At 65.7% G+C, this 24,149-nt stretch carries 20 protein-coding genes; 4 read left to right on the top strand and 16 right to left on the bottom strand.

Annotation, left to right across the window (positions count from 1 at the left end; all coding sequences use genetic code 11):
- The first annotated feature begins 1 nt into the window (after nt 1).
- Complete coding sequence (locus AB0L63_RS15480; protein ID WP_364500332.1) at nt 2-1,471, top strand: alpha/beta hydrolase-fold protein; 1,470 nt, start codon at nt 2-4, stop codon at nt 1,469-1,471.
- 34 nt (nt 1,472-1,505) lie between these two features.
- Here the strand turns inward: AB0L63_RS15480 and AB0L63_RS15475 are convergent, their stop codons facing one another.
- On the bottom strand, nt 1,506-2,501 hold the full coding sequence (locus tag AB0L63_RS15475; protein WP_364500330.1) for a helix-turn-helix domain-containing protein: 996 nt from the start codon (nt 2,499-2,501) through the stop codon (nt 1,506-1,508).
- 156 nt (nt 2,502-2,657) lie between these two features.
- Here AB0L63_RS15475 and AB0L63_RS15470 point away from each other — a divergent pair, with 156 nt between their 5' ends.
- Nucleotides 2,658-2,864, top strand: coding sequence for a DUF5988 family protein (locus AB0L63_RS15470; protein ID WP_364500327.1), 207 nt, complete (start codon nt 2,658-2,660; stop codon nt 2,862-2,864).
- 285 nt (nt 2,865-3,149) lie between these two features.
- Here the strand turns inward: AB0L63_RS15470 and AB0L63_RS15465 are convergent, their stop codons facing one another.
- Both AB0L63_RS15465 and pdxT read right to left on the bottom strand, forming a co-directional pair.
- Entirely contained in the window at nt 3,150-3,905 is a 756-nt protein-coding gene (locus AB0L63_RS15465) for a YebC/PmpR family DNA-binding transcriptional regulator (protein WP_364500325.1), read from the bottom strand.
- A 113-nt stretch (nt 3,906-4,018) separates the two neighbouring features.
- Nucleotides 4,019-4,669, bottom strand: a complete 651-nt coding sequence (gene pdxT, locus AB0L63_RS15460; protein WP_364500323.1) for a pyridoxal 5'-phosphate synthase glutaminase subunit PdxT — start codon at nt 4,667-4,669, stop codon at nt 4,019-4,021.
- Between the two features lie 221 nt (nt 4,670-4,890).
- Here pdxT and AB0L63_RS15455 point away from each other — a divergent pair, with 221 nt between their 5' ends.
- On the top strand, nt 4,891-6,582 hold the full coding sequence (locus AB0L63_RS15455; protein WP_364501036.1) for an APC family permease: 1,692 nt from the start codon (nt 4,891-4,893) through the stop codon (nt 6,580-6,582).
- A 216-nt stretch (nt 6,583-6,798) separates the two neighbouring features.
- On the opposite strand, the gene AB0L63_RS15450 is transcribed toward AB0L63_RS15455, so the two are convergent.
- Nucleotides 6,799-7,620: an acyl-CoA thioesterase II gene (locus tag AB0L63_RS15450; RefSeq protein WP_364500321.1), complete on the bottom strand. Its 822-nt coding sequence runs from the start codon at nt 7,618-7,620 to the stop codon at nt 6,799-6,801.
- 110 nt (nt 7,621-7,730) lie between these two features.
- Between AB0L63_RS15450 and AB0L63_RS15445 the strand changes: the two genes are divergently transcribed.
- Nucleotides 7,731-8,357, top strand: a complete 627-nt coding sequence (locus AB0L63_RS15445) for a hypothetical protein (protein WP_364500318.1) — start codon at nt 7,731-7,733, stop codon at nt 8,355-8,357.
- 267 nt (nt 8,358-8,624) lie between these two features.
- Here AB0L63_RS15445 and AB0L63_RS15440 read toward each other — a convergent pair whose 3' ends face one another.
- The 12 genes from AB0L63_RS15440 to AB0L63_RS15385 form a co-directional block, all read right to left on the bottom strand.
- Entirely contained in the window at nt 8,625-9,119 is a 495-nt protein-coding gene (locus tag AB0L63_RS15440) for a hypothetical protein (RefSeq protein ID WP_364500316.1), read from the bottom strand.
- A gap of 246 nt (nt 9,120-9,365) precedes the next feature.
- Nucleotides 9,366-10,268: a pyridoxal 5'-phosphate synthase lyase subunit PdxS gene (gene pdxS / locus AB0L63_RS15435; protein WP_364500313.1), complete on the bottom strand. Its 903-nt coding sequence runs from the start codon at nt 10,266-10,268 to the stop codon at nt 9,366-9,368.
- Nucleotides 10,269-10,826: 558 nt separating this feature from the next.
- Nucleotides 10,827-11,870: an NUDIX domain-containing protein gene (locus AB0L63_RS15430; protein WP_364501033.1), complete on the bottom strand. Its 1,044-nt coding sequence runs from the start codon at nt 11,868-11,870 to the stop codon at nt 10,827-10,829.
- Between the two features lie 67 nt (nt 11,871-11,937).
- Entirely contained in the window at nt 11,938-13,062 is a 1,125-nt protein-coding gene (locus AB0L63_RS15425; protein ID WP_364500310.1) for a glycosyltransferase family 4 protein, read from the bottom strand.
- The gene (locus AB0L63_RS15420; protein WP_364500307.1) at nt 13,059-14,057 is read right to left on the bottom strand and encodes a phosphatidylinositol mannoside acyltransferase; all 999 of its coding nucleotides are present in this window, start codon (nt 14,055-14,057) and stop codon (nt 13,059-13,061) included. Before AB0L63_RS15420 ends, AB0L63_RS15425 begins: the two co-directional genes overlap by 4 nt.
- On the bottom strand, nt 14,054-14,737 hold the full coding sequence (pgsA, locus tag AB0L63_RS15415; RefSeq protein WP_364500305.1) for a phosphatidylinositol phosphate synthase: 684 nt from the start codon (nt 14,735-14,737) through the stop codon (nt 14,054-14,056). Before pgsA ends, AB0L63_RS15420 begins: the two co-directional genes overlap by 4 nt.
- A 1-nt stretch (nt 14,738) precedes the next feature.
- On the bottom strand, nt 14,739-15,329 hold the full coding sequence (locus AB0L63_RS15410) for an HIT domain-containing protein (protein ID WP_364500303.1): 591 nt from the start codon (nt 15,327-15,329) through the stop codon (nt 14,739-14,741).
- 71 nt (nt 15,330-15,400) lie between these two features.
- The gene (gene thrS, locus AB0L63_RS15405) at nt 15,401-17,452 is read right to left on the bottom strand and encodes a threonine--tRNA ligase (RefSeq protein ID WP_364500300.1); all 2,052 of its coding nucleotides are present in this window, start codon (nt 17,450-17,452) and stop codon (nt 15,401-15,403) included.
- Nucleotides 17,453-17,766: 314 nt separating this feature from the next.
- Entirely contained in the window at nt 17,767-18,447 is a 681-nt protein-coding gene (locus AB0L63_RS15400; RefSeq protein ID WP_364500298.1) for a (2Fe-2S)-binding protein, read from the bottom strand.
- Nucleotides 18,414-18,845, bottom strand: coding sequence for a TIGR02611 family protein (locus tag AB0L63_RS15395; RefSeq protein WP_364500295.1), 432 nt, complete (start codon nt 18,843-18,845; stop codon nt 18,414-18,416). The genes AB0L63_RS15400 and AB0L63_RS15395 overlap by 34 nt, the downstream gene beginning before the upstream one ends.
- 76 nt (nt 18,846-18,921) lie before the next feature.
- On the bottom strand, nt 18,922-21,177 hold the full coding sequence (locus AB0L63_RS15390) for a bifunctional SulP family inorganic anion transporter/carbonic anhydrase (protein WP_364500293.1): 2,256 nt from the start codon (nt 21,175-21,177) through the stop codon (nt 18,922-18,924).
- A gap of 280 nt (nt 21,178-21,457) precedes the next feature.
- Complete coding sequence (locus tag AB0L63_RS15385; protein ID WP_364500290.1) at nt 21,458-23,692, bottom strand: bifunctional SulP family inorganic anion transporter/carbonic anhydrase; 2,235 nt, start codon at nt 23,690-23,692, stop codon at nt 21,458-21,460.
- Nucleotides 23,693-24,149 lie beyond the last annotated feature (457 nt).

Below are 24,149 nucleotides of genomic sequence, written 5' to 3'. Positions count from 1 at the left end.
GGTGCCCGTAGTCCGTGCCCCGCTCGCCGCGCCAGCGACCCCCGTGACACCGCCGCCACCACCGAAGCTGCCTTCGGCGAATCTGAATCCGAACTACCAGAACGGCTTTCATCACGGCGTATCGCTGCTGCACGGCTGGCTGCCGGTCACCGTGGAATTGGTCGCGGTGGCGGCATTCATCCTGGCGATCGGCTGGCGGACCCGACGCTGGCGGCTGGTGCTGCTGCCGGTCTGCGTGGTGCTCGGTGCGGCAGGTGCGGTGGCCGCATGGGCATATGTGAACGATCAGGGATTGGCCTCGGATCCAGCGCCGGTCGAATTATGGGCCTGCGTCGGCATCGCGGTGGCGGCGATCGCGGTCGCCGCGCTCGGCTGGCGCAGTACCAGGTGGTGGCGACGCGGTGTCTCGGTGCTCGCCATACCGCTGGCACTGTTGAGCACCGGCATCGTGCTCAACCAGTGGGTGGGCTACTACCCCACCGTGCAGTCCGCATGGAATGCGCTCACCGCGGGTCCGCTGCCGAATCAGACCGATATCGATGCGCTGCTGGGTCTGCGCAATACCGATGTCAGCGCCGGCAAGATCGTGCCGGTGCTAATTCCGGACGCAGGCAGCGGTTTTCCGCATCGAACCGAATACGTGTACCTGCCGCCGGCCTGGTTCGCCGGTCCGACGCCGCCGACGCTGCCGGTCGTCATGATGATCGGCGGCGAATTCAATACCCCCGCCGACTGGATCCGCAGCGGTCAGATCATGCCCGAGGTGGACAAGTTCACCGCCGCCAACGGCGGCCGCGCGCCGATCCTCGTGTTCGTCGACTCCAGCGGCAGCTTCAACAATGACACCGAGTGTGTGAACGGTCCACGCGGCGATGCCGCCGACCATCTGACCCGAGATGTGCCCGCCTACCTCCGATCTCGGTTCGGCGCCTCGGCCGATCCGGCGAACTGGGCGGTGGTCGGCTGGTCCATGGGCGGCACCTGTGCGGTCGATCTAGCGGTAATGCACCCCGAATTGGTGCGCACCTTCGTCGATATCGCGGGCGATCTGGGCCCGGCCTCGGGCAATAAGGAACAAACGATCCGAAGGCTTTTCGGCGGCGACGCCGACCGCTGGGCCGCCTTCGATCCGCTCACCGTCATGGCCGAACACGGCCCCTACACCGGCATGGCGGGTCTGTTCGATGATCTCACCCCACTCAAATCCGGTCCGGGATCCCATGGCGCACATCAGCAGGCCGCAGCCGCCGATGACGACACCGTCGGCATGGGCGGCCACGACGGAGTTTTCGACACCGGTGAGGTCGGGGCCGCCGAAAAGCTCTGCGACGCAGGCCACGAGGTCGGCATCGATTGCACCATCCACACCACCCAGGGCGGCCACACGTGGCAATTCGCCTCGGCCGCGTTCACCTCGTCGTTCCCTTGGATCGTCGCCCGCGTCGGTGTGCCGGTGCCCGACGCGACCTGAACCCGATTGCGGGGTCGATGAATCGAGCTTCGGCTCAGTCCAGCACTTCGGTCCGTACGACCGACTCCACGCGGAAGGTTCGGCGATAGACCAGCGGTGCGACGCCGATGGAATCGTGCAGGTGTTGGCGTAGTGAGCTGCCGGTGGCGAAGCCGACCTCGCCAGCAATGCGGTCCACGGTCAAATCGGTCGATTCGAGGAGTTGGCGGGCACGCAAGACGCGCTGTTGGATGAGCCAGCGCCCCGGGCTCATGCCGACCTCGTTACGGAAGCGACGGGCGAAGGTGCGCTTGCTCATTCGAGCTCGGACGGCGAGATCATCAATGGTCAAAGGCAATTGGAGATTCTCGACAGCCCAGTGCCTGGCAGCCGCGGTGCCCGCCGACGTCGAGGGCGGCACCGGCTGTTCGATGTATTGGGCCTGGCCGCCATCCCGCCACGGCGGCACGACGCAGCGGCGCGCCACCGTATTGGCGACCGCGCTGCCGTGGTCGCGGCGCACCAGGTGCAGACACAGATCTATGCCCGCCGCAGCGCCGGCCGAGGTGAGCACGTCATCGTCGTCGACGTAGAGGACATCGGTATTCAGTCGCACCCGCGGAAACGTGCGCCGGAACAGCTCCGCCACATTCCAGTGCGTCGTGGCGGGACGACCATCGAGCAATCCGGCGGCGGCGGTTACGAATGCGCCGGTACAGATCGACACGATGCGGGTGCCCGGTCGGATGCGCGCGAATGCCGCGGCCAGCGGGGGCGGCAGCGTGCCACCGAGCGTCATATCGATATCGCAGGCTGGAATGACCACGGTGTCGGCGGTCGCCAACGCACGGCTGTCGTGCTGGACGGCGATGGCGAAATCGGACCGGCTCGGCACCGGTGCGCCATCGATGGAGCAGGTGCTCACCTCGTACAGTTCCGCGGCCATGTCGAAGACCCGACTCGGAATGCCGAGCTCGAAGGGATACACCCCGTCCAATGCGAGCACGACCACCCGATGTCGCGCCGACCGCCCATCCGAGGTAGCAACCATGGCACGAACATATCGAATATTGGCAATCGTGCCATCTCCGCTGCCGGACACCTCGGCCATCGCCTTGGCCCGCCGCGCCGGAATCCCCCGTAGGGCAGCACAAGTTTTCGGCCACGTTTGTGGCGTGCATCACATCCGAGACCTACCATCCGAAGCATGAGCAATGTTGCGAAGGCTGTCCTGGAAGGTGGGCCGAAAGACTTGCCCGCACGCATCGTTCCGATCACCCCGCCCGGCGTCGAGCTCAAGGTCGAATTCCGCGGCGGATATGAGCACTTCAAGGTCACCAACCGGGAGGCCGATACGCCCGAGGGGCGGCTGCGGGTCTACGAGTGGTCCGATCGGACACGAATCGCGGAGTAACCAGCTCGCATCCAGGCCGAAACGCACTCGGGGCGGTCCGCATGTCCGCGAACCGCCCCGAGGCGAAGAACGATGATGTGCCGTGTCAGTCCTGCTCGAACGGGCATCAACCTCGCCGGAGATGTCGACCGTCGGACGCAGTGACGTTCTGCACGTCATCCAGTCCGATACATCGATATCCCGTGTCAGTCCTGCTCGAACGGGCATCAACCTCGCCGGAGATGTCGACCGTCGGACGCAGTGACGTTCTGCACGTCATCCGGTCCGATACATCGATATCCCGTGTCAGTCCTGTTCGAGCTGGGCGCCGACCTCGTCGGAGATGTCGACATTGGTGTAGACGTTCTGCACGTCGTCGCTGTCCTCGAGCGCGTCGACCAACTTGAACACCTTGCGCGCGCCGTCTATGTCCACGGCCACCGATACCGACGGCTGGAAGCCGGATTCAGCGGAGTCGTAATCGATTCCGGCGTCCTGCAGCGCCTTGCGCACCGGGATCAGATCAGACGGCTCGCTGATGATCTCGAAGGAATCACCGAGGTCGTTGACCTCCTCCGCGCCCGCGTCGAGCACGGCCAGCAGCACATCGTCCTCGGACAGCCCATTCTTCTCCAGGGTCACGATGCCCTTGCGGTGGAACAGGTAGGAAACCGAGCCCGGGTCGGCCATGTTGCCGCCATTGCGGGTCATCGCCACGCGTACTTCACCGGCGGCGCGGTTACGGTTGTCGGTGAGGCATTCGATCAGCACCGCGACACCATTGGGGCCGTAGCCCTCGTACATGATGGTCTGCCAGTCGGCGCCGCCGGCCTCTTCACCGCCGCCGCGCTTGCGGGCACGCTCGATGTTGTCGTTCGGAACCGACGACTTCTTCGCCTTCTGGATGGCGTCGTACAGCGTCGGATTGCCCGCTGGGTCACTGCCACCAGTGCGGGCCGCCACCTCGATGTTCTTGATCAACTTGGCGAAGAGCTTGCCGCGCTTCGCGTCGATCCCCGCCTTCTTGTGCTTGGTGGTGGCCCATTTGGAGTGGCCGCTCATTCCCTACTTCCTCCAGTCGACAGCACTTCTGATCGTGCGCACGATACCCGCACCGGCCGGGTAGACAGCTCTGCCAGCCTACTCGTCTGGTTATGGCGAATTTCCGAGGGCGACTACTGGGCGTCGCGAACCAGATCGACGAACAGCCGGTGCACCCGCAGATCGCCGGTGACCTCCGGATGGAACGACGTCGCGACCACCCGGCCCTGCCGCACCGCGACAATGCGTCCGGCGGCCGGTCCACTCGGGACCGTCGCCAGCACCTCGACACCCGCGCCGACCCGCTCCACCCACGGCGCCCGGATGAATACCGCGCGCACCGGGCCATCGGTCAGGCCGGCGAACTCCAGATCGGTCTCGAACGAGTCGACCTGACGGCCGAAAGCGTTGCGCCGCACCGTCATATCGATACCAGACAGATGTTGGGCATCGGGGCGGGTGTCGAGTACCTCGGCAGCGAGCAGGATCATCCCGGCGCAGGATCCGAAGGCGGGCATACCTTCCCGCAGCCGCGCGCGCACCGGTTCGAGAAGTTCGAAGACCTCCAGCAGCTTGCTGATCGCGGTCGATTCACCGCCCGGCAGCACCAGCGCATCCACCGACGCGAGCTCGGATGCACGACGCACCAACACCGGTTGCGCACCGCATTCCGCGAGTGCCGCGACGTGTTCGCGCACATCACCCTGCAGCGCCAGCACGCCGATGGTGGGCTGGTCGGGACTCTGCTGCGCGCCCGTTGCGGGCGCGGCGACCGATGCATTCACGCCATGAGCTTACGAGGCGCGGTGTCGTGCCCCTGCTCACGGTAGCCGTCAACGTTGTGTCAAGACCGGGTTCATATGCGCGAAAGCGGTCGACACTCACACATGTGATTACCGTTTTGCCACACAAGGCGCCCACGCCACGTGCGGAAGCGAATACTGTCTCGACCACGCACCAGGGGTTGACCGTTTCGACCGGCCTGGCGGGGCTCTCCCTCGATGCCATGGCATCGGTCTCCTACGGTCCGGAAGCCATCGTGCTGGTGCTGGCCACCGCAGGCGGCGTCGGACTCGGCATGACACTGCCGGTGACCCTCGCGATCGCCGCCCTGCTCGCCGTACTGGTCGCGTCCTACCGGCAGGTGATCGCGGCCTTTCCCGACGGCGGTGGTGCCTACGCGGTGGCGAAACGGCATCTCGGCCACCGTGCCAGCCTGGTCGCCGCGGCCTCGCTGATCGTCGACTACATCCTCAATGTCGCGGTCTCGATCGCGGCCGGTGTTGCCGCCCTGACCTCGGCATTCCCGGCGCTGCACGGGTATAGGGTGTGGATCTGCCTCGCGATACTGACCGGTGTCACCGCGCTCAATCTGCGCGGCATCCGAGAAAGCGCGCGCGCCTTCATGCTGCCGACGATCGTCTTCGTCGCCGGCATCTTCGCAGTCATTATCGGCGGGCTGATGCGCTCCGAACCGGCCGCGATCACCACCGGGACCGGGGCAGTCGGCGATATCCACACCGTCGGAGTGTTGTTGCTGCTCAAGGCATTCTCCAGCGGGTGCGCGGCGCTGACCGGTGTCGAGGCGATCGCCAATGCGGTGCCGAGCTTCGCCGTGCCGAAGGTGAAACGCGCGCAGCGTGCGGAGGTGGCGCTCGGCGCACTGCTCGGCATCATGTTGATCGGGCTCGCGGTGCTCATCCAGAAATTCGCATTGCGCCCGATCGAAGGAACGACCGTACTCTCCCAGGTCACCGAGGCGGCGCTCGGGCACGGAATCGGCTACTACATTGTGCAATTCGCGACGGTCGTGCTGCTGGCGCTGGCCGCCAACACTTCCTATGGCGGATTGCCGACGCTCACCCGAATCCTCGCCGACGACAACTGCCTGCCGCACCGATTCTCGGTCACCTCGCCACGTCAGGTGTACCGCTACGGCGTGCTCACCCTGGGCGTGACTGCCGGAGTGCTGTTGATCGCGGCGCGCGGCAATATGAACGCGCTCGTTCCCTTGTTCGCGATCGGCGTCTTCGTCGGATTCACCATCGCGCAGACCGGTATGGTCCAGCACTGGCGGCAGACCAGGACCGCGGGCTGGCACTGGCGGATCGCACTCAACGGCTTCGGCGCACTGCTCACCTGTGTCGCCGCGATCGTCACCACCGCGATGAAATTCACCGACGGCGCGTGGTTGATCGTGCTGGTGCTGCCCGCACTGGTGCTCGGTATGGAGCGAATTCGCGGTGCCTACACCAGAATCGGTGGCTGCCGCGGCAACGGTGCCATCCCGGGCCAGCCGCAGGCCACCGGCACGGCGATCGTGGTACCGATCTCCGAGGTCTCCGAACTCAGCCGCGAGGCGCTCTCGGCCGCTATGTCGATCGGCAAAGACATTGTCGCCGTGCATGTTTGCCTACCCGGCGAATCGGTGCGGGCATTCACCAATGCCTGGGAGGCCTGGCATCCCGAGGTCCGGCTGGTCCTGCTGGAGGACTGCGATGCCACCGTCGGCGGACCCGTCGCCCGCTATGTCCGCGAGAACTTCCCCGGACGGCGCAAGGTCGTCGTCATCGCTGAGATCGATCCGCCGAGCGGCTGGGACCGAGTGCTGCCCAGCCACCGCAGCGATGAACTCGAACGCGAACTTCGTCGGATAACCGACACGGTGGTCTGCCACCTGCGCGTGCAGGTGGTCTGAGCCCGACGAGGCTCAACCGGCCGCGGTGGTGCGCTGCGGCCACACTCACGCCACCGCGGTCGAGCCCGGGTCAGCTGGTGAATGTGCCGATTCCTCATTCTTGACGCGTTGAAACCCTCGCCCCCCTGGTCGGCGACCGCGCGGCGGTCCACGAGCCACCCGAACGAATACCGGCCGCTCAAAATTCCCATCACTGGGAACAGTACGCGTTCGCCCTTACTCCCCGCGCGGTGTGCGAATCAAGCCCTCCTGCACAACCGCCGCGACCAACTCACCCGCGCGGTTGAAGATCTTGCCGCCGGTCAGCGCGCGACCGAAGCCCGCGGACGGGGAGGACTGGTCGTAGAGCAGCCAGTCGTCGGCTCGGAACGGGCGCAGGAACCACATGGCGTGATCGAGTGAGGCATTCTGGGTCGGCTCGTCGGGGTGGGTCACCTTCGAGGAACCGAGCAGGGTCATATCGCTCATGTAGGCGAGGGTGCAGACGTGCACCACCGGTGCGTCGGGCAGCGGATGCCGGTAACGGAACCACACCTGCTGCGGGGAGACCACGCCGTCGCGGCGGGTCACTACATCCTGCGGCACGGTGCGGATATCCCAGTGCTCCCATTCACGCATTGCCCACAGTCGCTCAGGGCTGAGGGTGACGCTGGCATCGGGCAGCTCATCCGGACCCTGCACCGACGGCATTTCGTCCTGATGTTCCGGCCCCGAGTCGCCGACATGGAACGACGCCGACATGGTGAAGATCGCGGCGCCGTCCTGCACGCCGGTGACCCGCCGAGTACAGAAGGACCGGCCGTCGCGGATCCGCTCGACAAGGTACACCGTCCGCTCTGCCGGATTTCCGGGCCGCAGGAAGTACCCGTGCAGTGAATGCACCTGGAACCGGGGCTCCACCGTCCGCACCGCCGACACCAGCGCCTGGCCGGCAACCTGTCCGCCGAACGTGCGCTCGAGCTGGGTCTTGGTGGACGCGCCACGGAAGATGTCCCGCTCGAGCCGCTCGATCTCCAGCGCCTCTTCGATTGTCGCCATGACGGCGAGATTATCCCGAGCGCCCACGCGGCCTGTCGGTGACCTCTCGGCAATGGCCGCATCCGCCGCCCAGAACGGGGTTCGACAGCATCGTTTGGTGGAATGGATCGGTGCCGCATTTCGATCCGATCACCCGGGACGGCCTCGTCGAACTCATCACCGATCGCATCCGCGAACTCGGCGGGCGGGTGCTGATCGCCATCGACGGAGCCGACGCGGCCGAACCCGTGACTGCCGCGGACCACATCTCCACCGCACTGCGCGACACCGGCCGCGCCGCCGAGGTCGTCTCGCTGCATGACTACATCCGCCCCGCCTCGCTCCGTATGGAATTCGGCCGCACCGACGAAATGTCTTATCGCACCGCCTGGTTCGACTATGCGGCACTGGACCGCGAAGTCATCCGGGCGCTGCGTGACGACGCCCGCTGGCTCGCCGCGCTCTGGGACGAGGATCGCGACCGCTCGGCACGGTCCCCCATCCGCACCGCCGCCCCTGGCACTGTCCTGCTCATCGCGGGTCCCATGCTTTTGGGTCGAGGTCTCGACTTCGATCTGAGCGTCCATCTCGACATGTCCGAACCCGCGCTGTACCGCCGTACCCCACCCGTCGACCGGTGGACCATCCCCGCCCTCCTCCGCCACGACCGCGACAACCCCAGCGCCCCAACCTTTTTCATCCGCTGGGACCACCCCGATCGTCCGGCACTCCGAATAGACGACATTGCTCGTCGGTAGACATCTTCATCTTCACCCGAGAAAGTCGACTTTCCCCTCCTCTGCAATCTTTTTGGGAGACAGACATTTCCGCACCCTCGACCGCGAATTCGCATACATATTTAAATGCGCATATCCCAGTATCGACATGCGTTTGTACCATCAGAAGCCCTTCTCGGGATCCGCCACGGAAGCCCGTGATGGAAAACGCGATGAGGCGGCGAGCACAGTGCTCGCCGCCTCGAATCACCCACTCCCCCGGCCGAACCGACTGCGGCCGGATCAGGACTAGCCGCAGGCCGTCGACTGCTGACCGAGGTTGGTCAACATGGTGCAGGCCCAACTCTTTTCGACCTTCCACTTGCCGTCCTCGGCGACGAAGGGCACATCGACGATGTTCTCCTGGCCGTTGATGGTGAAATTCGCCTTGGCATTGAGTGCGTCACCGAAGGCATTGACCTCGGTGACCTCGGCCTTGGCGCCGGCCTGCTGGTATGCCTGCGCCAGGCGGTTCGGCAGTTCCGGATCCGCCTGCGCACCCTGTACCAGATCCAACTTCTCCGAACTCGGCACCGACGGGTCCAGCGCACGGAGCAGCTGGGCGTTGAGGTCGGCAACGCTCGGGGTCGGCGGGATGTTCGCAGTCGACTTCGTCACGCTGGTCGAGGTCTTGGTCGGCGTGGTCGCGGTTGTCGAGTCATCGCTGCCACACGCCGACAGGCTGAGCGCGGCCACGGCGGCCAGACCCGCGATCGCGATGCGTCCGGTCTTACGAAGCTTCAACTGGTCATCCTTTGCTGTTCGGATAGGTCCGTGAGCCCGACGGTGCCGCACCAACCAGGCGCACGGCCGCCGATATGCACTGAATTCCGAAGCTAGCCACCAACTCTGTGGCGGGCATAAGACAACAGTGAGGGCCGCGACAGTTTCTGCCCCACCCACCATCGCCCAAGACGAGCAACGCCCGCGGCGGTGGATCACACAATCCCGGTGCCGCGGGCGTCGATTCGGTTCGGCGCTAGCGCAGAATCACCAACCGCGCTCGGCCAGCCGATGATCGACCGGCAGTTCCTCGACATTGATGCCGACCATGGCCTCGCCCAGACCGCGCGAAACCTTGGCGAGCACATCCGGGTCGTCGTGGAAGGTGGTCGCCTTGACGATAGCGGCGGCGCGCTCGGCCGGGTTGCCGGACTTGAAGATGCCTGAGCCGACGAACACACCCTCGGCGCCGAGCTGCATCATCATCGCCGCATCGGCGGGGGTGGCGATACCGCCCGCGGTGAACAGCACGACGGGCAGCTTGCCGGTCTGCGCGACCTCACGCACCAGGTCGTACGGTGCCTGCAATTCCTTGGCGGCAACGAACAGTTCGTCCTCGGGCAGTGCGGACAGCTTGCGGATCTCGGCGCGGATCTTGCGCATGTGGGTGGTGGCATTGGAGACGTCACCGGTACCCGCCTCACCCTTGGAGCGGATCATGGCCGCCCCCTCGGTGATCCGACGCAGCGCCTCACCGAGATTGGTCGCGCCACAGACGAACGGCACGGTGAAGTTCCACTTGTCGATGTGGTTGGCGTAGTCGGCGGGGGTCAGCACCTCGGATTCGTCGATGTAGTCGACGCCGAGGCTCTGCAGGATCTGCGCCTCGACAAAGTGGCCGATGCGCGCCTTGGCCATGACCGGGATCGAGACGGCGGAAATGATGCCGTCGATCATGTCCGGGTCGCTCATCCGGGAGACGCCGCCCTGTGCGCGGATATCGGCCGGCACACGCTCCAGCGCCATCACAGCGACCGCACCGGCGTCCTCGGCGATCTTGGCCTGCTCGGGGGTGACGACATCCATGATCACCCCGCCCTTGAGCATCTCGGCCATCCCGCGCTTCACGCGGGCGGTGCCGATGGTGTTGGTGGTCTCGGGCGTGGTCACGGCAAACTCCTGAGTCATGTGCGCCAATCGGGTCGCTTGAAACTAACGTCACCGATTCTAGGCGGGCCGCTCGAGCCACTTGATAGCCAGTTGGACAGCACTGGCCTTGCCCCGACCAGCGGGTCTGCGTTCGACCCGCGACCACTGGACCGGTCACGAGGCGGATCCGTCGGGCCGGCGCAAGTCCGGCGCCGCCCCGACGAACACCCGGTCGGGAACTACAGCGGGCTGACTACCAGCAACTGAGCCCAGTACTGCGCGGCGTCGGGACCCAATAACGGCAACAGGAAATCGAACAACAGGTAGGACATGTACTGCTTACCTTCCACACGCCAATGGACTATCTCTGTAGTGGAAGTACCACCAGAACTCCCCGGCAGCGCTCCCCCACCAGCACTACCCAGGCGGCGGCAATCCAGTCGCGACGCTATCACGATCGTGAAACACATCACAGTCGAAAGATTCAGGAGCGCATGCTGATCGGGGGCGATCGGCCTGAGCGTCGATTCAGCGGAAGCCGCGCAATCGAGAAAGAAGTGCGCGTTCAGGCAATTCCGCCTACCGAATGGACCGCACCTCGGGATCGGAATCGCCCGACGCGGCCGCTGCGGCTTCCGGAAGCAACTGATCGAGGTGGTAGGGGTAGACCGTCTCGCCGGTGTGGTCGAGCGCGACGATATCCGAGCCGGTGCACCACTTGTTGTCGGTGATGCTGCGGCGCTCGACCGCGGTCAGATCGGCCGGCTTGGGGTCGAAGGCCGGGACGCGCAGTGTGAAGAACAGCTCCTCCGCGCGGATGAGTTCACCGTCGAACGGGAATACCGCGACCCGCCGCCAGATCGGACCGCGCAGGCCGGCCGGATCCGCGGTGTATCCCGTCTCCTCCCACAGCTCCCGCACCGCGGCACTGCGCAGAGTCTCCCCCGGTTCCACGCCGCCGCCGATGGTGAACCAGAAGGAGACATCGGGAGTCTTGGGATCGTTGCCGCGCATGAGCAGTACGCGGTCCTGTTCGTCGAGCAGCACCACGCGCGCCGAGGTGCGGACCGTGTCGACGACCAGACCGGTCGAGGCGGCGGGGGTGGCGCGTTCACTGATTTCGAAATACGTCGGCAGCGGTGCGGTACCACCCAGGTGCAGGATGCGGACCGGGCGGCGGGTGCGCAGAGCGAGGGTATCGCGCACCGCGTCGTTGTGGAAGCGGCGCGCGATCAGCACCCGGGCTTCGGCATCGGCGAGTTCGGCGACCTGCTGTGGCCGCAATTGGGCGATATCGATCGCGGAAAGCGCTGCGGAGAGCTGATTTTCGATGGTTTCACGGTCGGCGCGGCCCGCCCGCTCGGCCCGATCGGCGAGTGTGGTCAGCCGTTTGGCCTGCTCCACCAGCGCGGAATCGGCGGTCGGGCCCGCCATGGCCACGGCAATCGACCTGGCCACCACCGCCCTTCGCGCCAAGGCGCCGTCCAGGGCCTGCCAGGACTGATCCGACCGCACATGCAGCCGGTCGAGCCGGTTCGCCGTCGAGGCCGCCCAGAGACCGATCGCGACGACCACCGCCGCGATGAGCGCGAGTACGAGAACCGTTGTGGCGGAGAACGTAATCATCCAGCAGCCTGCACCATGCTATCGCCGATATCGTGACGCGTTCCGCGCATCACCCACCCCTTGATCATCCGGCGGCCCGCACGCGCGTCTCCCCCACCGTGACGGTTTCGTAGACCCGCAGGATCTGTTCGGCGACCACCGGCCAGTCGTACTCGCCGACCACTTGATTGGCGGTGTGGATCTGGGCCTCGCGGCGAACATCATCGGTCAGCAGGGTGTCCAACGCGGCGGCGAGTCGAACCGAATCCCCTACCGGAACGAGCGTTCCCGCCGTGCCGTCGCGCAATACCCGACGGAAGGCGTCCAATTCGCTTGCCACCACTGCGGTCCCGGCCGCCATCGCCTCGATCAGAATGATGCCGAAGCTCTCACCACCGAGATTCGGTGCGACATACACATCCGCGCTGCGCATCGCCGAGGCCTTCTCCGCGTCCGACACCTGGCCGAGGAAGCACAGATGCCGGGCGAGCGACCCGGCCTCGCGGCGCAGTCGATCCTCGTCACCCCGCCCGACTATGAGGATCTCGACATCCGGATGTCGGCGCACCAATTCGGGCAGCGCGCCGAGCAGGACCTCCATCCCCTTGCGTGGTTCGTCGTAGCGACCGAGGAACAGCACCGTCCCACCCGCACGGGGATAGCCGGGCAGCATCGGGGCCCGCGCGAAGGCTGCCACATCGACACCGTTGGGGATCTCCACCGCATCCGAGCCGAGCGCCTCCACCTGCCAGCGTCGCGCCAGCTCGGAGACCGCGATGCGCCCACTGATCTTCTCGTGATAGGGCCGCAGCACACCCTGAAAGGTGCTCAGCACCAACGATTTCGTGGTCGAGGTATGGAAGGTGGCCACGATCGGTCCCTCGGCGATCTTCAGCGCGAGCATGGACAGACTCGGCGCGTTCGGCTCGTGAATGTGCAGCACATCGAAGTCGTTGCCGTCGATCCAGCGCCGGATCCTGGTGTAGGCCATGGGGCCGAAGGACAACCGGGCCACTGAACCGTTGTACGGAATCGCCACCGCGCGACCGGCCGACACCACGAAGTCCGGCAGCGGAGTGTCCTCCGATGCGGGCGCGAGCACGCTCACCTTGTGACCGCGCTCGATGAATACCCGCGCCAATTCCACGACATGGGCCTGCACACCGCCGGGGACATCGAACGAATAGGGGCAGACCATGCCGATTTTCATGGCGTCTTCTCCCCATTGGCGCTTTCCATCCCGGCCTGCGCCGCGGCGATCCTGGCTCGCCGCTGCGCCGAAAGGTCCTGCTCCCATTGTGGCTGCAACATATGCCAATCGGCCGGATGCTCGGCGATATTGGCCGCGAACCGGTCGGCCAGCGCCTGGGTGGTCGCCGCGACACCGCCCGAAACATCCAGCGGCGCTTCGGTCTTCATCCCCCAACCTTCGCGACCATCGGCATCGACGGTGAACCAGACGTGCACCGGGATCAGCGCGGCGCCGGTCTCGATGGCCAGCTTCGCCGCGCCCGCCGGCAGCCAGGTGCGCTCGCCGTACATCGTCACCGGGACACCCTTGCCGGTCAGGTCCCGCTCGCCCATCAGGCATACGACATTGTTCGCGCGCAGGCGCGCGGCCAGCGCGGTGAACGGCGGCTGCTCACCACCGGTCAGCGGGAAAACCTCGAAACCCAGGCTCGTACGGTAGGCGACGAATCGCTCGAACAACGACTCCGGCTTCAGCCGCTCCGCGACGGTCGTGAGGGTGCCATTGTGGTTGACCAGCCAGACCCCGGCCGCATCCCAGTTCCCGGAGTGCGGCAGCGCGAGCACCACACCGCGCCCCCGCGCCAGTGCGGCATCCAGATGCTCCACGCCGGCCACGGGTGAACCGGTCAGCGCCGAGTGATCCATCGTCGGTAGTCGGAACGCTTCGCGCCAGTAACGGGCATAGGACCGCATGCTCGCGCGGATCAGTTCGTCGGGCACCTCTGCCGGAGTCACGCCGAGCACGCGAGCGAGATTGCGCCGCAACTGATTCGGTTCACCACCGGCCCGGAAGGCGCGATTCGCCTTGTCCGCGACCCGATTGCCGCCCCAATCGAATGCCCGCCGCGCCGTCGCGTCCGGCAGCGCGCGCACCAACCGCCAACCCGCCGCAAAGGCCCAATCCGTCAGTCCGGACTTGATCCGCGAGCCGACGCTTTCGGACTGGGAACTCACGAGGGTAACTCCGTCGCGTCCGCCGGATTCTGCGGCGGCGCGGGCGGAATCACATCCCGCGCCCCCGGGGAGTTCCGGACCGCCAACACTCGCTGGAACACCGTGATAATGCTCAACACCGCCAGAATCCACATCGCCACATGCACGGCCCAGGTCAGCCATTCGATCCCCCAATACCCGCCGATACCGGTGAGTCCGGCACCGACCAACACGATGATCAGCCGATCCGGCCGCTCGATGAGTCCACCGTCCGCGGAGAGGCCACTCGCCTCGGCGCGCGCCTTCGCATACGAAATCACCTGGGAGGTAACCAGAACCACCAACGTTGCCGCGAACAGCGGCTTACTGTTCTCGTGATACACCGCCCACCAGGCCAACCCGGCGAAAATAGCGCCGTCGGCGAGGCGGTCACAGGTGGCATCCAGTACCGCACCGTATTTCGTGCCGCCGCCACGCGCCCGTGCCATGGCTCCATCGAGCATGTCGAACATGACGAACAGCCAGATCACCATGGTTCCCCAGAACAGATGTCCGGTCGGGAACAGGGTGACCGCGGCCGTGATCGAGGCGACAGTGCCGATCACCGTCATCGCATCGGGGGTGAGCCCGGTACTGACAAGCGCTCTGCCCAACGGCGCAGTCGCTTTGGAGAACGTCTCGCGGCCGAAGAAGCTGAGCACCCTACTCGACTTCCTTCCACGCCGCCGAAAGCAGCGCCCGAGTTTCCCGCAACAATTGCGGCATGACCTTCACACCGCCGACGACGGTGATGAAGTTGGCATCCCCGCCCCAGCGCGGCACGATGTGCTGATGCAGATGGTCAGCGAGCGAACCACCGGCCACTCCACCGAGATTCAGGCCGACATTGAAACCGTGCGGCCGCGAGACCTGCTTCATCACCCGGATTGCCTGCTGGGTGAAAGCCATCAGCTCGGCGCTTTCCTCCAGCGTGAGATCCTCGAGGTTGGCCACCTTGCGGTAGGGCACCACCATCATGTGTCCGGGGTTGTACGGATATAGGTTGAGCACGGCGTAGACGTGCTCGCCGCGCGCGATGACCAGACCGTCCTCGTCCGACATCTTCGGGATATCGGTGAACGGATGGCCCGTCGCATCTTTCGGACTGGCGGCCTCGGCGATATAGGACATCCGGTACGGAGTCCACAACCGCTGCAACCGATCCGGCTCACCGGCCCCGGTATCCACAATGCTCCCCTGCTCGTCCGAGTCCGCGTTCACATCCGCGAACCCGGGCGCGGTCCACTCACTCATGCTCTGTCCATTCTGGTATGAGCGGGGCCCCTCCGTGGTTACGCAAGCTTCCTCCTCCGGGCCCTGACCGGTCATACCGTGCCCTTCACCACAAAACCCTCGGCGGTCGGCGAGGCGTTCTCCCGGTTGGCGATCCATTCCACGATCGTGGCCACCGCGGCGGCGACCGGCACACCATTGACCTGAGTGCCGTCGCGGAAGCGGAAGCTGACCGCGCCCGCGTTCACATCGCGCTCGCCGGCCAGCAGCATGAACGGGATCTTCTGTGCGGTGTTGTTGAAGATCTTCTTCTGCATCCGGTCGTCGCTGCGATCGACCTGCGCGCGAACGCCCGCGTCCTGCAACTGTTCGATGACCGAATCCAGATGCGGTGCAAAGGTTTCCGCGACCGGGATGCCGACGACCTGGACCGGCGACAGCCAGGCCGGGAAAGCGCCCGCGTAATGCTCGGTGAGCACGCCGAAGAAGCGTTCGATGGATCCGAACAGAGCGCGGTGGATCATGACCGGCCGCTGCTTGGTGCCGTCGGAGGCGGTGTATTCCAGATTGAAGCGCTCGGGCAGGTTGAAGTCGAGCTGGATGGTCGACATCTGCCAGGTGCGACCCAGCGCATCCTTGGCCTGCACGGAGATCTTCGGACCGTAGAAGGCAGCGCCTCCCGGATCCGGGACCAGCTCCAGTCCGGAGGCCGCGGCCACCTTGGCGAGGGTTTCGGTGGCCTCGTCCCAGGTCTCCTCGGAGCCGACGAACTTCTTCGGATCCTTGGTGGACAGCTCGAGGTAGAAGTCGTCGAGGCCGTAATCGGCGAGCAGGCCGAGCACGAATTGCAGCGTGCTGGTCAACTCGGCGTGCATCTGCTCCTTGGTGCAGTAGATGTGTGCATCGTCCTGGGTCATACCGCGCACCCGGGTCAGGCCGTGCACGACACCGGACTTCTCGTAGCGGTAGACCGAACCGAATTCGAACATCCGCAGCGGCAGTTCCCGATAGGACCGGCCGCGCGAGCGGAAGATCAGGTTGTGCATAGGGCAGTTCATCGGCTTGACGTAGTAGTCCTGGCCGGGCTTGCGAACGGTGCCGTCCTCGTTCAGCTCGGCGTCCAGGTGCATGGCCGGGAACATGCCGTCCCGGTACCAGTCCAGGTGACCGGAGACCTCGAACAGGTGCCCCTTGGTGATGTGCGGCGTATTGACGAACTCATAGCCCGCGGCGACGTGGCGGCGGCGCGAGTACTCCTCGAGCTCCTTGCGGATGATGCCGCCCTTGGGGTGGAACACCGGCAGACCGGAGCCGAGTTCGTCCGGGAAGCTGAACAGATCCAGTTCCAAACCGAGTTTGCGGTGGTCGCGGCGCTCGGCTTCTTCGAGCAGGTGCAGATGCTCGTCGAGGGCCTCCTGCGATTCCCAGGCGGTGCCGTAGATGCGCTGCAGATCCTCGCGGTTCTGGTCGCCGCGCCAGTAGGCGGCGGAACTGCGGGTCAGCTTGAAGGCGGGGATGAACTTGGTGGTCGGAATGTGCGGGCCGCGACACAGATCGCCCCAGACCTTTTCGCCGGTGCGCGGGTCCAGGTTGTCATAGATGGTCAGCTCTTTACCGCCGACCTCCATGACCTCCGGATCGTCGATACCGGACTTATCGCTGATCAGCTCGAGTTTGAACGGCTCCTTGGCCAGTTCGACCCGCGCGTCCTCGACCTCGACCACCCGGCGCGAAAACCGCTGCGCGCCTTTGACGATCTTCTTCATCCGGGATTCCAGCTTGGCCAGATCCTCGGGGGTGAACGGCCGGTCGACCCGGAAGTCGTAGTAGAAGCCGTCCTTGATGGGCGGGCCGATGCCGAGCTTGGCCTCCGGGAACTCCTGCTGCACGGCCTGGGCCAGCACATGCGCGGCCGAATGCCGGATAACGCTGCGGCCGTCCTCGGTATTGGCGGCGACCGGCTCTACCTCGACATCGGTGTCCGGGGTCCAGGACAGATCCTTGAGCCCCTCGGCATCGCGCACGACGACGATGGTGTCCGGCCCCTTCGTCGGCAGCCCCGCCTCGCGCACCGCGGCACCCGCCGTCGTCCCGGCCGGCACCCGAACGAGGGCGACAGGGCTGATAGGTGCTGAGGTGGTCACGGCGAGAGACTCCTTGGCGTTCGCTGGCGGGCGTGTTCCCGCGCTGGTGCGGGCGGTTGCCCACGGGTCATCGTCGGAGGCGAATTTGCTCCGGCGCGACCATGCTATCGGCACCCTGGCGGCCCCGCGTCGATGGACTCGGATCGCCGCGTCGCGGGTCGGCCGGTGCCGATGGACGTGACCCGAACGTGACATCCAGCAATCGGTTCGCCTCACGCGACCGCATTTTTGCCACATTCCCGCGAAAGTGCACGCTCAGACCTGGCGCGAACCGTGGCGCACCCGGCGTGAACACCGAATGACCTTGCGGGCGATCAGCTTTCGGCCGCGAGCCGAGCCAGGAGTGTCTTGCGTTCGGCGGCCGGCCGCTTCGGGCAGCTGGTGCACATTTCGCAGCCGGGCACGTCGAAGACCAGGCAGCACGAAATCCGGCGGACAAAGGTCCGCCCATCGACGTCCACGAACCGCGGTACCGGCAGCTTCCCGCCGACCTCGGTCGCGAGCCGCGCCCCGGCCTCGGGATTTCCGACATCGAGGGCCCGGTTCCCGATGGCGTCGGCGGCAATCGCCCAGAGTGACGGCACGCCCGCACCGGAGACGGCCGCCACGGGACCGATCACGGCGGCCAGGGTCTCCCGCAGTGCTTTCGCGCAGGCGTTGCCGAGCGCGGCGTCGGACTCACCCGGCGCGGCGTCGAGACCGTGCCCTTTGGGGTGGATGTGGACTCGTTCTATGCCGCCGTCCGGACGGACCGCACAGTCGAGGCGGTCCAGGTACGGCTCCGGCGCGGGTTCGTCGCTCGCGTAGGCGCGCGCCAGCTGTTCGACCAGTGCCGACGCAACCATGCACCACCAGAGCGTGCCGGAGACCCGGGGTTCGGTGGTGCCCCAAGCGCGGCCCATTTCCGCGATGCGCGCCGACAGCCAGTCCGATTCGGTCAAGGTGCGGCCAGGGACCATATTCACCACTTCAGGGGACTGTGCAACCACTGCCATTCGACTCCGATCCAGCCGCCGACCAACCCGATTGTTCCCAATATCCATAGTGTCGTGAGGACCAGTGCGAAGGTAGCCACCGCCGCGGACACCCGCATGGCCGGGCCTCGTGCCGAGTACCACGCCATACCCCGCCGATACTTGTCACGCAGCCAGTAGAGCGTCCGGCGCGCCCAGGCGAATTCGGTGGCGAGAATGCCGAGTCCGGCGAATACGGTCGCCCAGCCGGGTCCGGGATACGGAATCGATACGATTCCGATGACCAGCACCGCAACCCCGACCACCGCGACCCCGATCCGGTAAGCGAGGTTGAGCGTAGGCCGCGCGACCAGTCGGGCGCGGACAGCGCGCCAACCGGTGCGCGTGGGCGCGGGTTCGGACTCCAACTCGACACTCATCACCACCAGCGTACGAGCGCGATCGACCGGAACGGACCCGCCCGAGCGAGGTCGGGCGAATCCGGTGTCATTCGGCTCAGACGAGTTCCGACGCAGTGCGCGCACCGGTGTCGTCGATATGGGCAAGCCCGTCCACGGTCACCTCGATCACGCGCGCGCTGGCGATATCGAAGAACAGCCCCGATACCGTCACGTCACGCTCGGCCATCGCCGCACGTACCACGGGATGCCGGTGCAGCGTTTCCACCTGCACGGCCACATTGACCATGCTCAGCTGGTCGGCCGCACCGAATCCGGCGGCCGCGGCCGCCAGCGCCACCGGGTGCCCGGCCTGGAATCGCTCCAGGCTCGGCTGCGCATGCATGAGCCATGGCCCGATCCCCGGCCCGCCATCGGTGCCGGAATACAGCGCCTTCATCGCACCGCAGGACGAATGCCCGCACACCACGATGGACCGCACATTCAACTCGTTGAGCGCGAAGACCAGCGCGGCCTCCACCGACGCATCGCCGCTGTCGGGCACCAGATTGCCGACATTGCGCACCGTGAACATGTCGCCGGGACCGCTGTTGGTGATGATGTTCGGAACCACTCGGGAGTCGACGCAGGTCAGGAAGAAGGTGTCGGGATCCTGACGGTCACGCAGTTCGTCCAGATGCGGCCGCACGACATGGGCGTGGCTGCGGTGGTAAGCGGCGACACCCGAGGTCACCCGGTCGGCATTCTCGTCGTCGCCCCGCCACGGGCCGAGGATCTCGTCGAGCATCGTGCGGCCGAACCCGCGGGCCGGCGGTCCCGCGGTGGCGTGCGCCATTCGCGCACTACCGATTTCCACGAAATCCACTGTGCCGCCGCCACTTTCCTGCTGACGCACCCAGTCCTCGATAGCTTCGAAAGCGGCATGATCGAGGAAGTCGACCGTCATCTCGACGGTAACATCCACGCCCGCCGGCACTTTCGCGAATTCCGCGGACAGCTTCGGCAGCGCGAGGAACGTGCAGGAACCGTCGATGGTCAGCAGCCAGCGCTGCGAACCGGGAATCTGCTCGGCCGCCACGGCAACTCGCACGACACGCCACAGCAGCAGCCCGAAAGCCAGTCCCAGACCGATGATTACACCTTCCAGCAGATTCAGGAAGACCACGCCGACGACGGTGACGGCGTAGATGATCAGATCTCCGGTGTGCCAGGCCATCTTGATGTGCGCCAGCTTGACCAATTGGATACCGATGACGATCAACAGACCCGCGAGCGCGGACTTCGGAATCTGCTCTACCACCCCGGCCAACGCGACCGAGAACACCAGAATCCAGCAGCCGTGCAGCACCGCCGAAGCGCGGCTGTGCGCACCCGCCTGCACGTTGGTCGCACTGCGCACGATCACGCCGGTAACCGGCAGACCACCCAGTAGACCGGAGAGCACATTAGCCGAGCCCTGACCGATCAGCTCACGGTCGAAATTGGTGCGCTTACCGGTGTGCATCTTGTCCACGGCCACCGCCGACAGCAGGCTCTCGACACTGGCGATGAGCGCGACGGTCAGGATCATCAATGCCACTGCGGACCAGTTGCCACTGGGGAGCTGCGGCAGTCCGATCGCGTCGAACAGCGAGCCGTTCAACACGATTCGCTCGGCCTCGAACGGCGGCACAAGTGACAACACCGTGCCGACCAGGACCGCGACCAGCGGACCCGGCACCACCCGCACCTTGGCGGGCACCCTGCGCCAGCCGAGCATGATCACGATGACAACCGCGCCGATGATCGCGTCATCGCCGTCCAGCGACAACAACTGCGACGGCAACAAGGTGATGTTGTTCCAGGCGGAGCTGCGCGAGGACCCACCCAGTAAGACGTGAACCTGTTGCAGCGCAATGGTTATACCGATGCCGGCGAGCATCGCGTGCACCACCACCGGCGCAACGGCCAACGCCGCCCGCGCAATCCGGCTGAGCCCGAACAGAATTTGCAGCACACCCGCCGCGACGACAATGAATGTTGTTGTCCGCCAACCGAATTGGTTGATGGATTCAGCGACGACGACGGTCAGACCCGCCGCGGGCCCGCTGACCTGCAGCGGTGAACCGCCGAGCGTGCCCGCGACGATGCCACCGATGACGGCGGCGATGAGTCCGGCGGCGACGGGCGCGCCGGAAGCGACGGCGATGCCGAGGGACAGCGGCAACGCGACCAGGAAAACCACGATAGAGGACGGCAGATCGTGGCGCAGGATCGATGACAAACGATCAGACAGAGGTTCGGAACTGCGATGGCTCTTGCCCTGTTCAGCGGGCGGAATCGGGGGTACGGCTACAGCGCTATCAATAGCCATTGACTTCTCCTTCGCCGACTCGGCGCGAACGCCGAGGTCGGTTGACGATCAAAATGTCCAGCAGGGCATAGAACGCGAACCGGCATCTCGCGGTGAAGCAGGTCCCGACACAGCGATGGGTCGAGATGTAAAGCATGTTAAGGCTATTGGTAAAGACTTAGCAAAGCCTGAGAAGTTGCCCGAAGGTGCGCCGAATCCGTACCTCCAATCGATGTGAAATGCAACATATCGGAGCCGAGTTCGCCTGTCGGGCCGAATCATTCGGCCCGACAGCCCGCGACTAGACGGGCTCGGCGGTGACGCCGCGCACCTCGGCCAGTTCATCGAATGCTTCGACCGTCAGCTCGTCGTCGAACTCGGCAATGCCGTCCATGGCGACCTCGATGACCCGGGCGGTCGCGAGATCGAAGAACAGTCCGGACACCGCAACGCCACGCTCCTCCATTCCACGCCGGACCACGGGGTGGGCATGCAGCCGTTCCAGTTGCAGTGCCACATTCACCATGCCGAGCTGGTCGACCGGTCCGAATCCGGCGAATGCCGCGGCATCGGCCACCGGATGTCCGAGCCGGAACCGGTCCAGGCTGGGCCGCGCGTAGGCGAGCCAGTCGCCCAGCCCCGGCCCGGCGCGCACCTCCCGATGCAGTGCCTCCATCGCCCCGCAACCGGAGTGCCCGCAGATCACCACGGCACGCACGTCGAGCTTCTCCAGCGCATAGACCAGCGCGGCCTCCACCGAGACATCGCTACCGCCGACCGGAACCAGATTGCCCACGTTGCGGATGGTGAACAGATCCCCCGGCCCGCTATTGGTGATGACGTTCGGCACGATGCGGGCATCGGCGCAGGTCAGGAAGAACGTGTCGGCGTCGGGCCGGTTGCGCAATCCATGCAGATGGGGACGCATCAGATGCGCGTGGCCGCGGTGATAGGCGGAGATACCCGCGGCGATCGGATCCGCCCGATTACCCGTCCGCCGCCACGGCCCGATGACCTCATCGATGACCTGACGCGAGCGCCCGCGCTCCGGCGGGCCCGCCACCGCGGTCGCCATCCGCGTGCTACCGATCTCGACGAAATCGACTGTGCCACCGGCGGCCTCACGCACACCGGCCCAGTCGGTGATCAGCTCGCAGAAGGCGTGGTCGAGGAAGTCGACCGTCATCTCGATGGTCACATCCACGTCGGCGGGAACCTTCGCCAGTTCCGCGGTCAGCTTGGGCAGCGCGAGGAAGGTGCAGGTGCCGTCGATGGTGACCAGCCAGCAGCGGGCGGCGGCTACCGGTTCGGCGTGGATGGCCACCCGGACCACCCGCCACAGCAGCAGGCCGAAAGCAAGTCCGAGACCGATCACCATGCCTTGCAACAGGTTCAGGAACACCACACCCAGCGCCGTGACCACATAGACGAACAGATCGCCGGTGCGCCGAGCCAACCGGATATGGGCCAGCTGCACCAGTTGCACGCCGATGATGATGAGCAAGCCGGCGAGCGCCGCCTTGGGAATCTGCTGCACCAGCCCGGCCAGCGCGACCGCGAACAGCAGGAACCATACGCCGTGCAGCATGGTCGCGACCCTGGTTCGCGCCCCCGCATGAGCATTGGTGATGCTGCGAACGAGCACGGCCGCGATCGGCAGACCACCGAGCAGACCCGACACCACATTGGCCGAGCCCTGCCCGATCAGCTCGCGATCGAAATCGGTTCGATGGTCGGTCCGCGACTTGTCCACCGCGACAGCGGAAAGCAGGCTCTCCACGCTGGCGATCAGTGCGACCGTCACCATGGCCATCGCCACCGCGAACCAACTGCCGGACGGGATCGCGGGCAAACCGATGGAATCGAGCAGCGACCCGTTCAGCACGACACGCTCGACATGAGTCGGCAGTACCAGCGACAGGATCGTGGCGACCACCACCGCGACCAGCGCCCCGGGCAGGACACGGATCGAGCGTGGCAGGAACCTCCAGCCGATCAGGATAACGATCACCACCAGACCGACGAACAGATCGCCGCGATGCACCGACATCAACTGATGGGGCAACTGGGTGAGGCTGGCGTATGACGAAATCAGCGAGTTGCCGCCGAGCAGAATATGGACCTGTTGCAGCGCGATGATGACGCCGATACCGGCGAGCATCGCATGGACCACCACCGGCGCGATGGCGAGCGCGCCGCGCGCAACGCGACTGAGCCCGAACAGAATCTGTAATAGACCCGCCCCGATGGTGATGAAACAGGTAGCGGCCCAACCGAATTGGCGCACGCTCTCGGCGACGACGACGGTGAGGCTCGCCGTCGGACCGCTGACCTGCACGGCCGAGCCACCTAGTAGGCCGGCGACGACACCGCCGACGACGGCGGCGATGAGTCCGGCGGCGACCGGTGCGCCGGAGGCGACCGCGATGCCGAGCGAAAGTGGTAGTGCCACAAGAAAAACCACGACCGAGGCGGGTAGGTCATGGCGGACGATTGCGGCGAGAGTCCGTGGCGCGTGATCGGTGTCGTTGGACATTATTCCCCTTCGCCGAATCGGCGTGGAGCCGATCGGTTCATCGGTCGAACAAGTAACTGGCATCGAAAGCGAGCGGCGGGGCGAAGCTTTGTCGAGAACGCGGTGCTACGTGTGCTCTGCGTGAAGCGGCTTCGCGGGACCCGACCCCATGATGCGAAGACCAGGCGTAATAGTAAAGAGTTAGCAAAGCGCATGGAAGGTTTCGATGCAAATGTGGTCAACTATTATCAAAATGTGACCCAAGTCATAGTGCGGCGAAGCCCGTTCCGCCAGGCCTGGGCGCTCCACACCTGACCCGGTGACGAACTTCGAGAGCACTTCACCGACTTCAACGCCGACTACGCACGCCGACTCGGAACTAGCTAGCACGACAGTTGTATTTCGTTGTTTCATAATCGCTTTGGTCGATAGCGGAGTTGTCGGGCGTGGTGTTGGTGGTGGCGGCGCCAGTGGCAGG

Source organism: Nocardia sp. NPDC051990 (genome assembly GCF_040680755.1).
In the GTDB taxonomy this organism is placed as follows: Bacteria; Actinomycetota; Actinomycetes; order Mycobacteriales; family Mycobacteriaceae; genus Nocardia.
This window is presented reverse-complemented; position numbering and strand designations above follow the sequence as displayed.

Excerpts from the sequence above, each read along its gene's own strand:
- AB0L63_RS15475 (WP_364500330.1), bottom strand. The coding sequence starts at position 2,501 with ATGGTTGCTACCTCGGATGGGCGGTCGGCGCGACATCGGGTGGTCGTG.
- AB0L63_RS15470 (WP_364500327.1), top strand. The coding sequence starts at position 2,658 with ATGAGCAATGTTGCGAAGGCTGTCCTGGAAGGTGGGCCGAAAGACTTG.
- AB0L63_RS15465 (WP_364500325.1), bottom strand. The coding sequence starts at position 3,905 with ATGAGCGGCCACTCCAAATGGGCCACCACCAAGCACAAGAAGGCGGGG.
- AB0L63_RS15455 (WP_364501036.1), top strand. The coding sequence starts at position 4,891 with ATGGCATCGGTCTCCTACGGTCCGGAAGCCATCGTGCTGGTGCTGGCC.
- AB0L63_RS15450 (WP_364500321.1), bottom strand. The coding sequence starts at position 7,620 with ATGGCGACAATCGAAGAGGCGCTGGAGATCGAGCGGCTCGAGCGGGAC.
- AB0L63_RS15425 (WP_364500310.1), bottom strand. The coding sequence starts at position 13,062 with ATGAAAATCGGCATGGTCTGCCCCTATTCGTTCGATGTCCCCGGCGGT.
- AB0L63_RS15410 (WP_364500303.1), bottom strand. The coding sequence starts at position 15,329 with ATGAGTGAGTGGACCGCGCCCGGGTTCGCGGATGTGAACGCGGACTCG.
- AB0L63_RS15400 (WP_364500298.1), bottom strand. The coding sequence starts at position 18,447 with ATGGCAGTGGTTGCACAGTCCCCTGAAGTGGTGAATATGGTCCCTGGC.
- AB0L63_RS15395 (WP_364500295.1), bottom strand. The coding sequence starts at position 18,845 with ATGAGTGTCGAGTTGGAGTCCGAACCCGCGCCCACGCGCACCGGTTGG.
- AB0L63_RS15390 (WP_364500293.1), bottom strand. The coding sequence starts at position 21,177 with ATGGCTATTGATAGCGCTGTAGCCGTACCCCCGATTCCGCCCGCTGAA.
- AB0L63_RS15385 (WP_364500290.1), bottom strand. The coding sequence starts at position 23,692 with ATGTCCAACGACACCGATCACGCGCCACGGACTCTCGCCGCAATCGTC.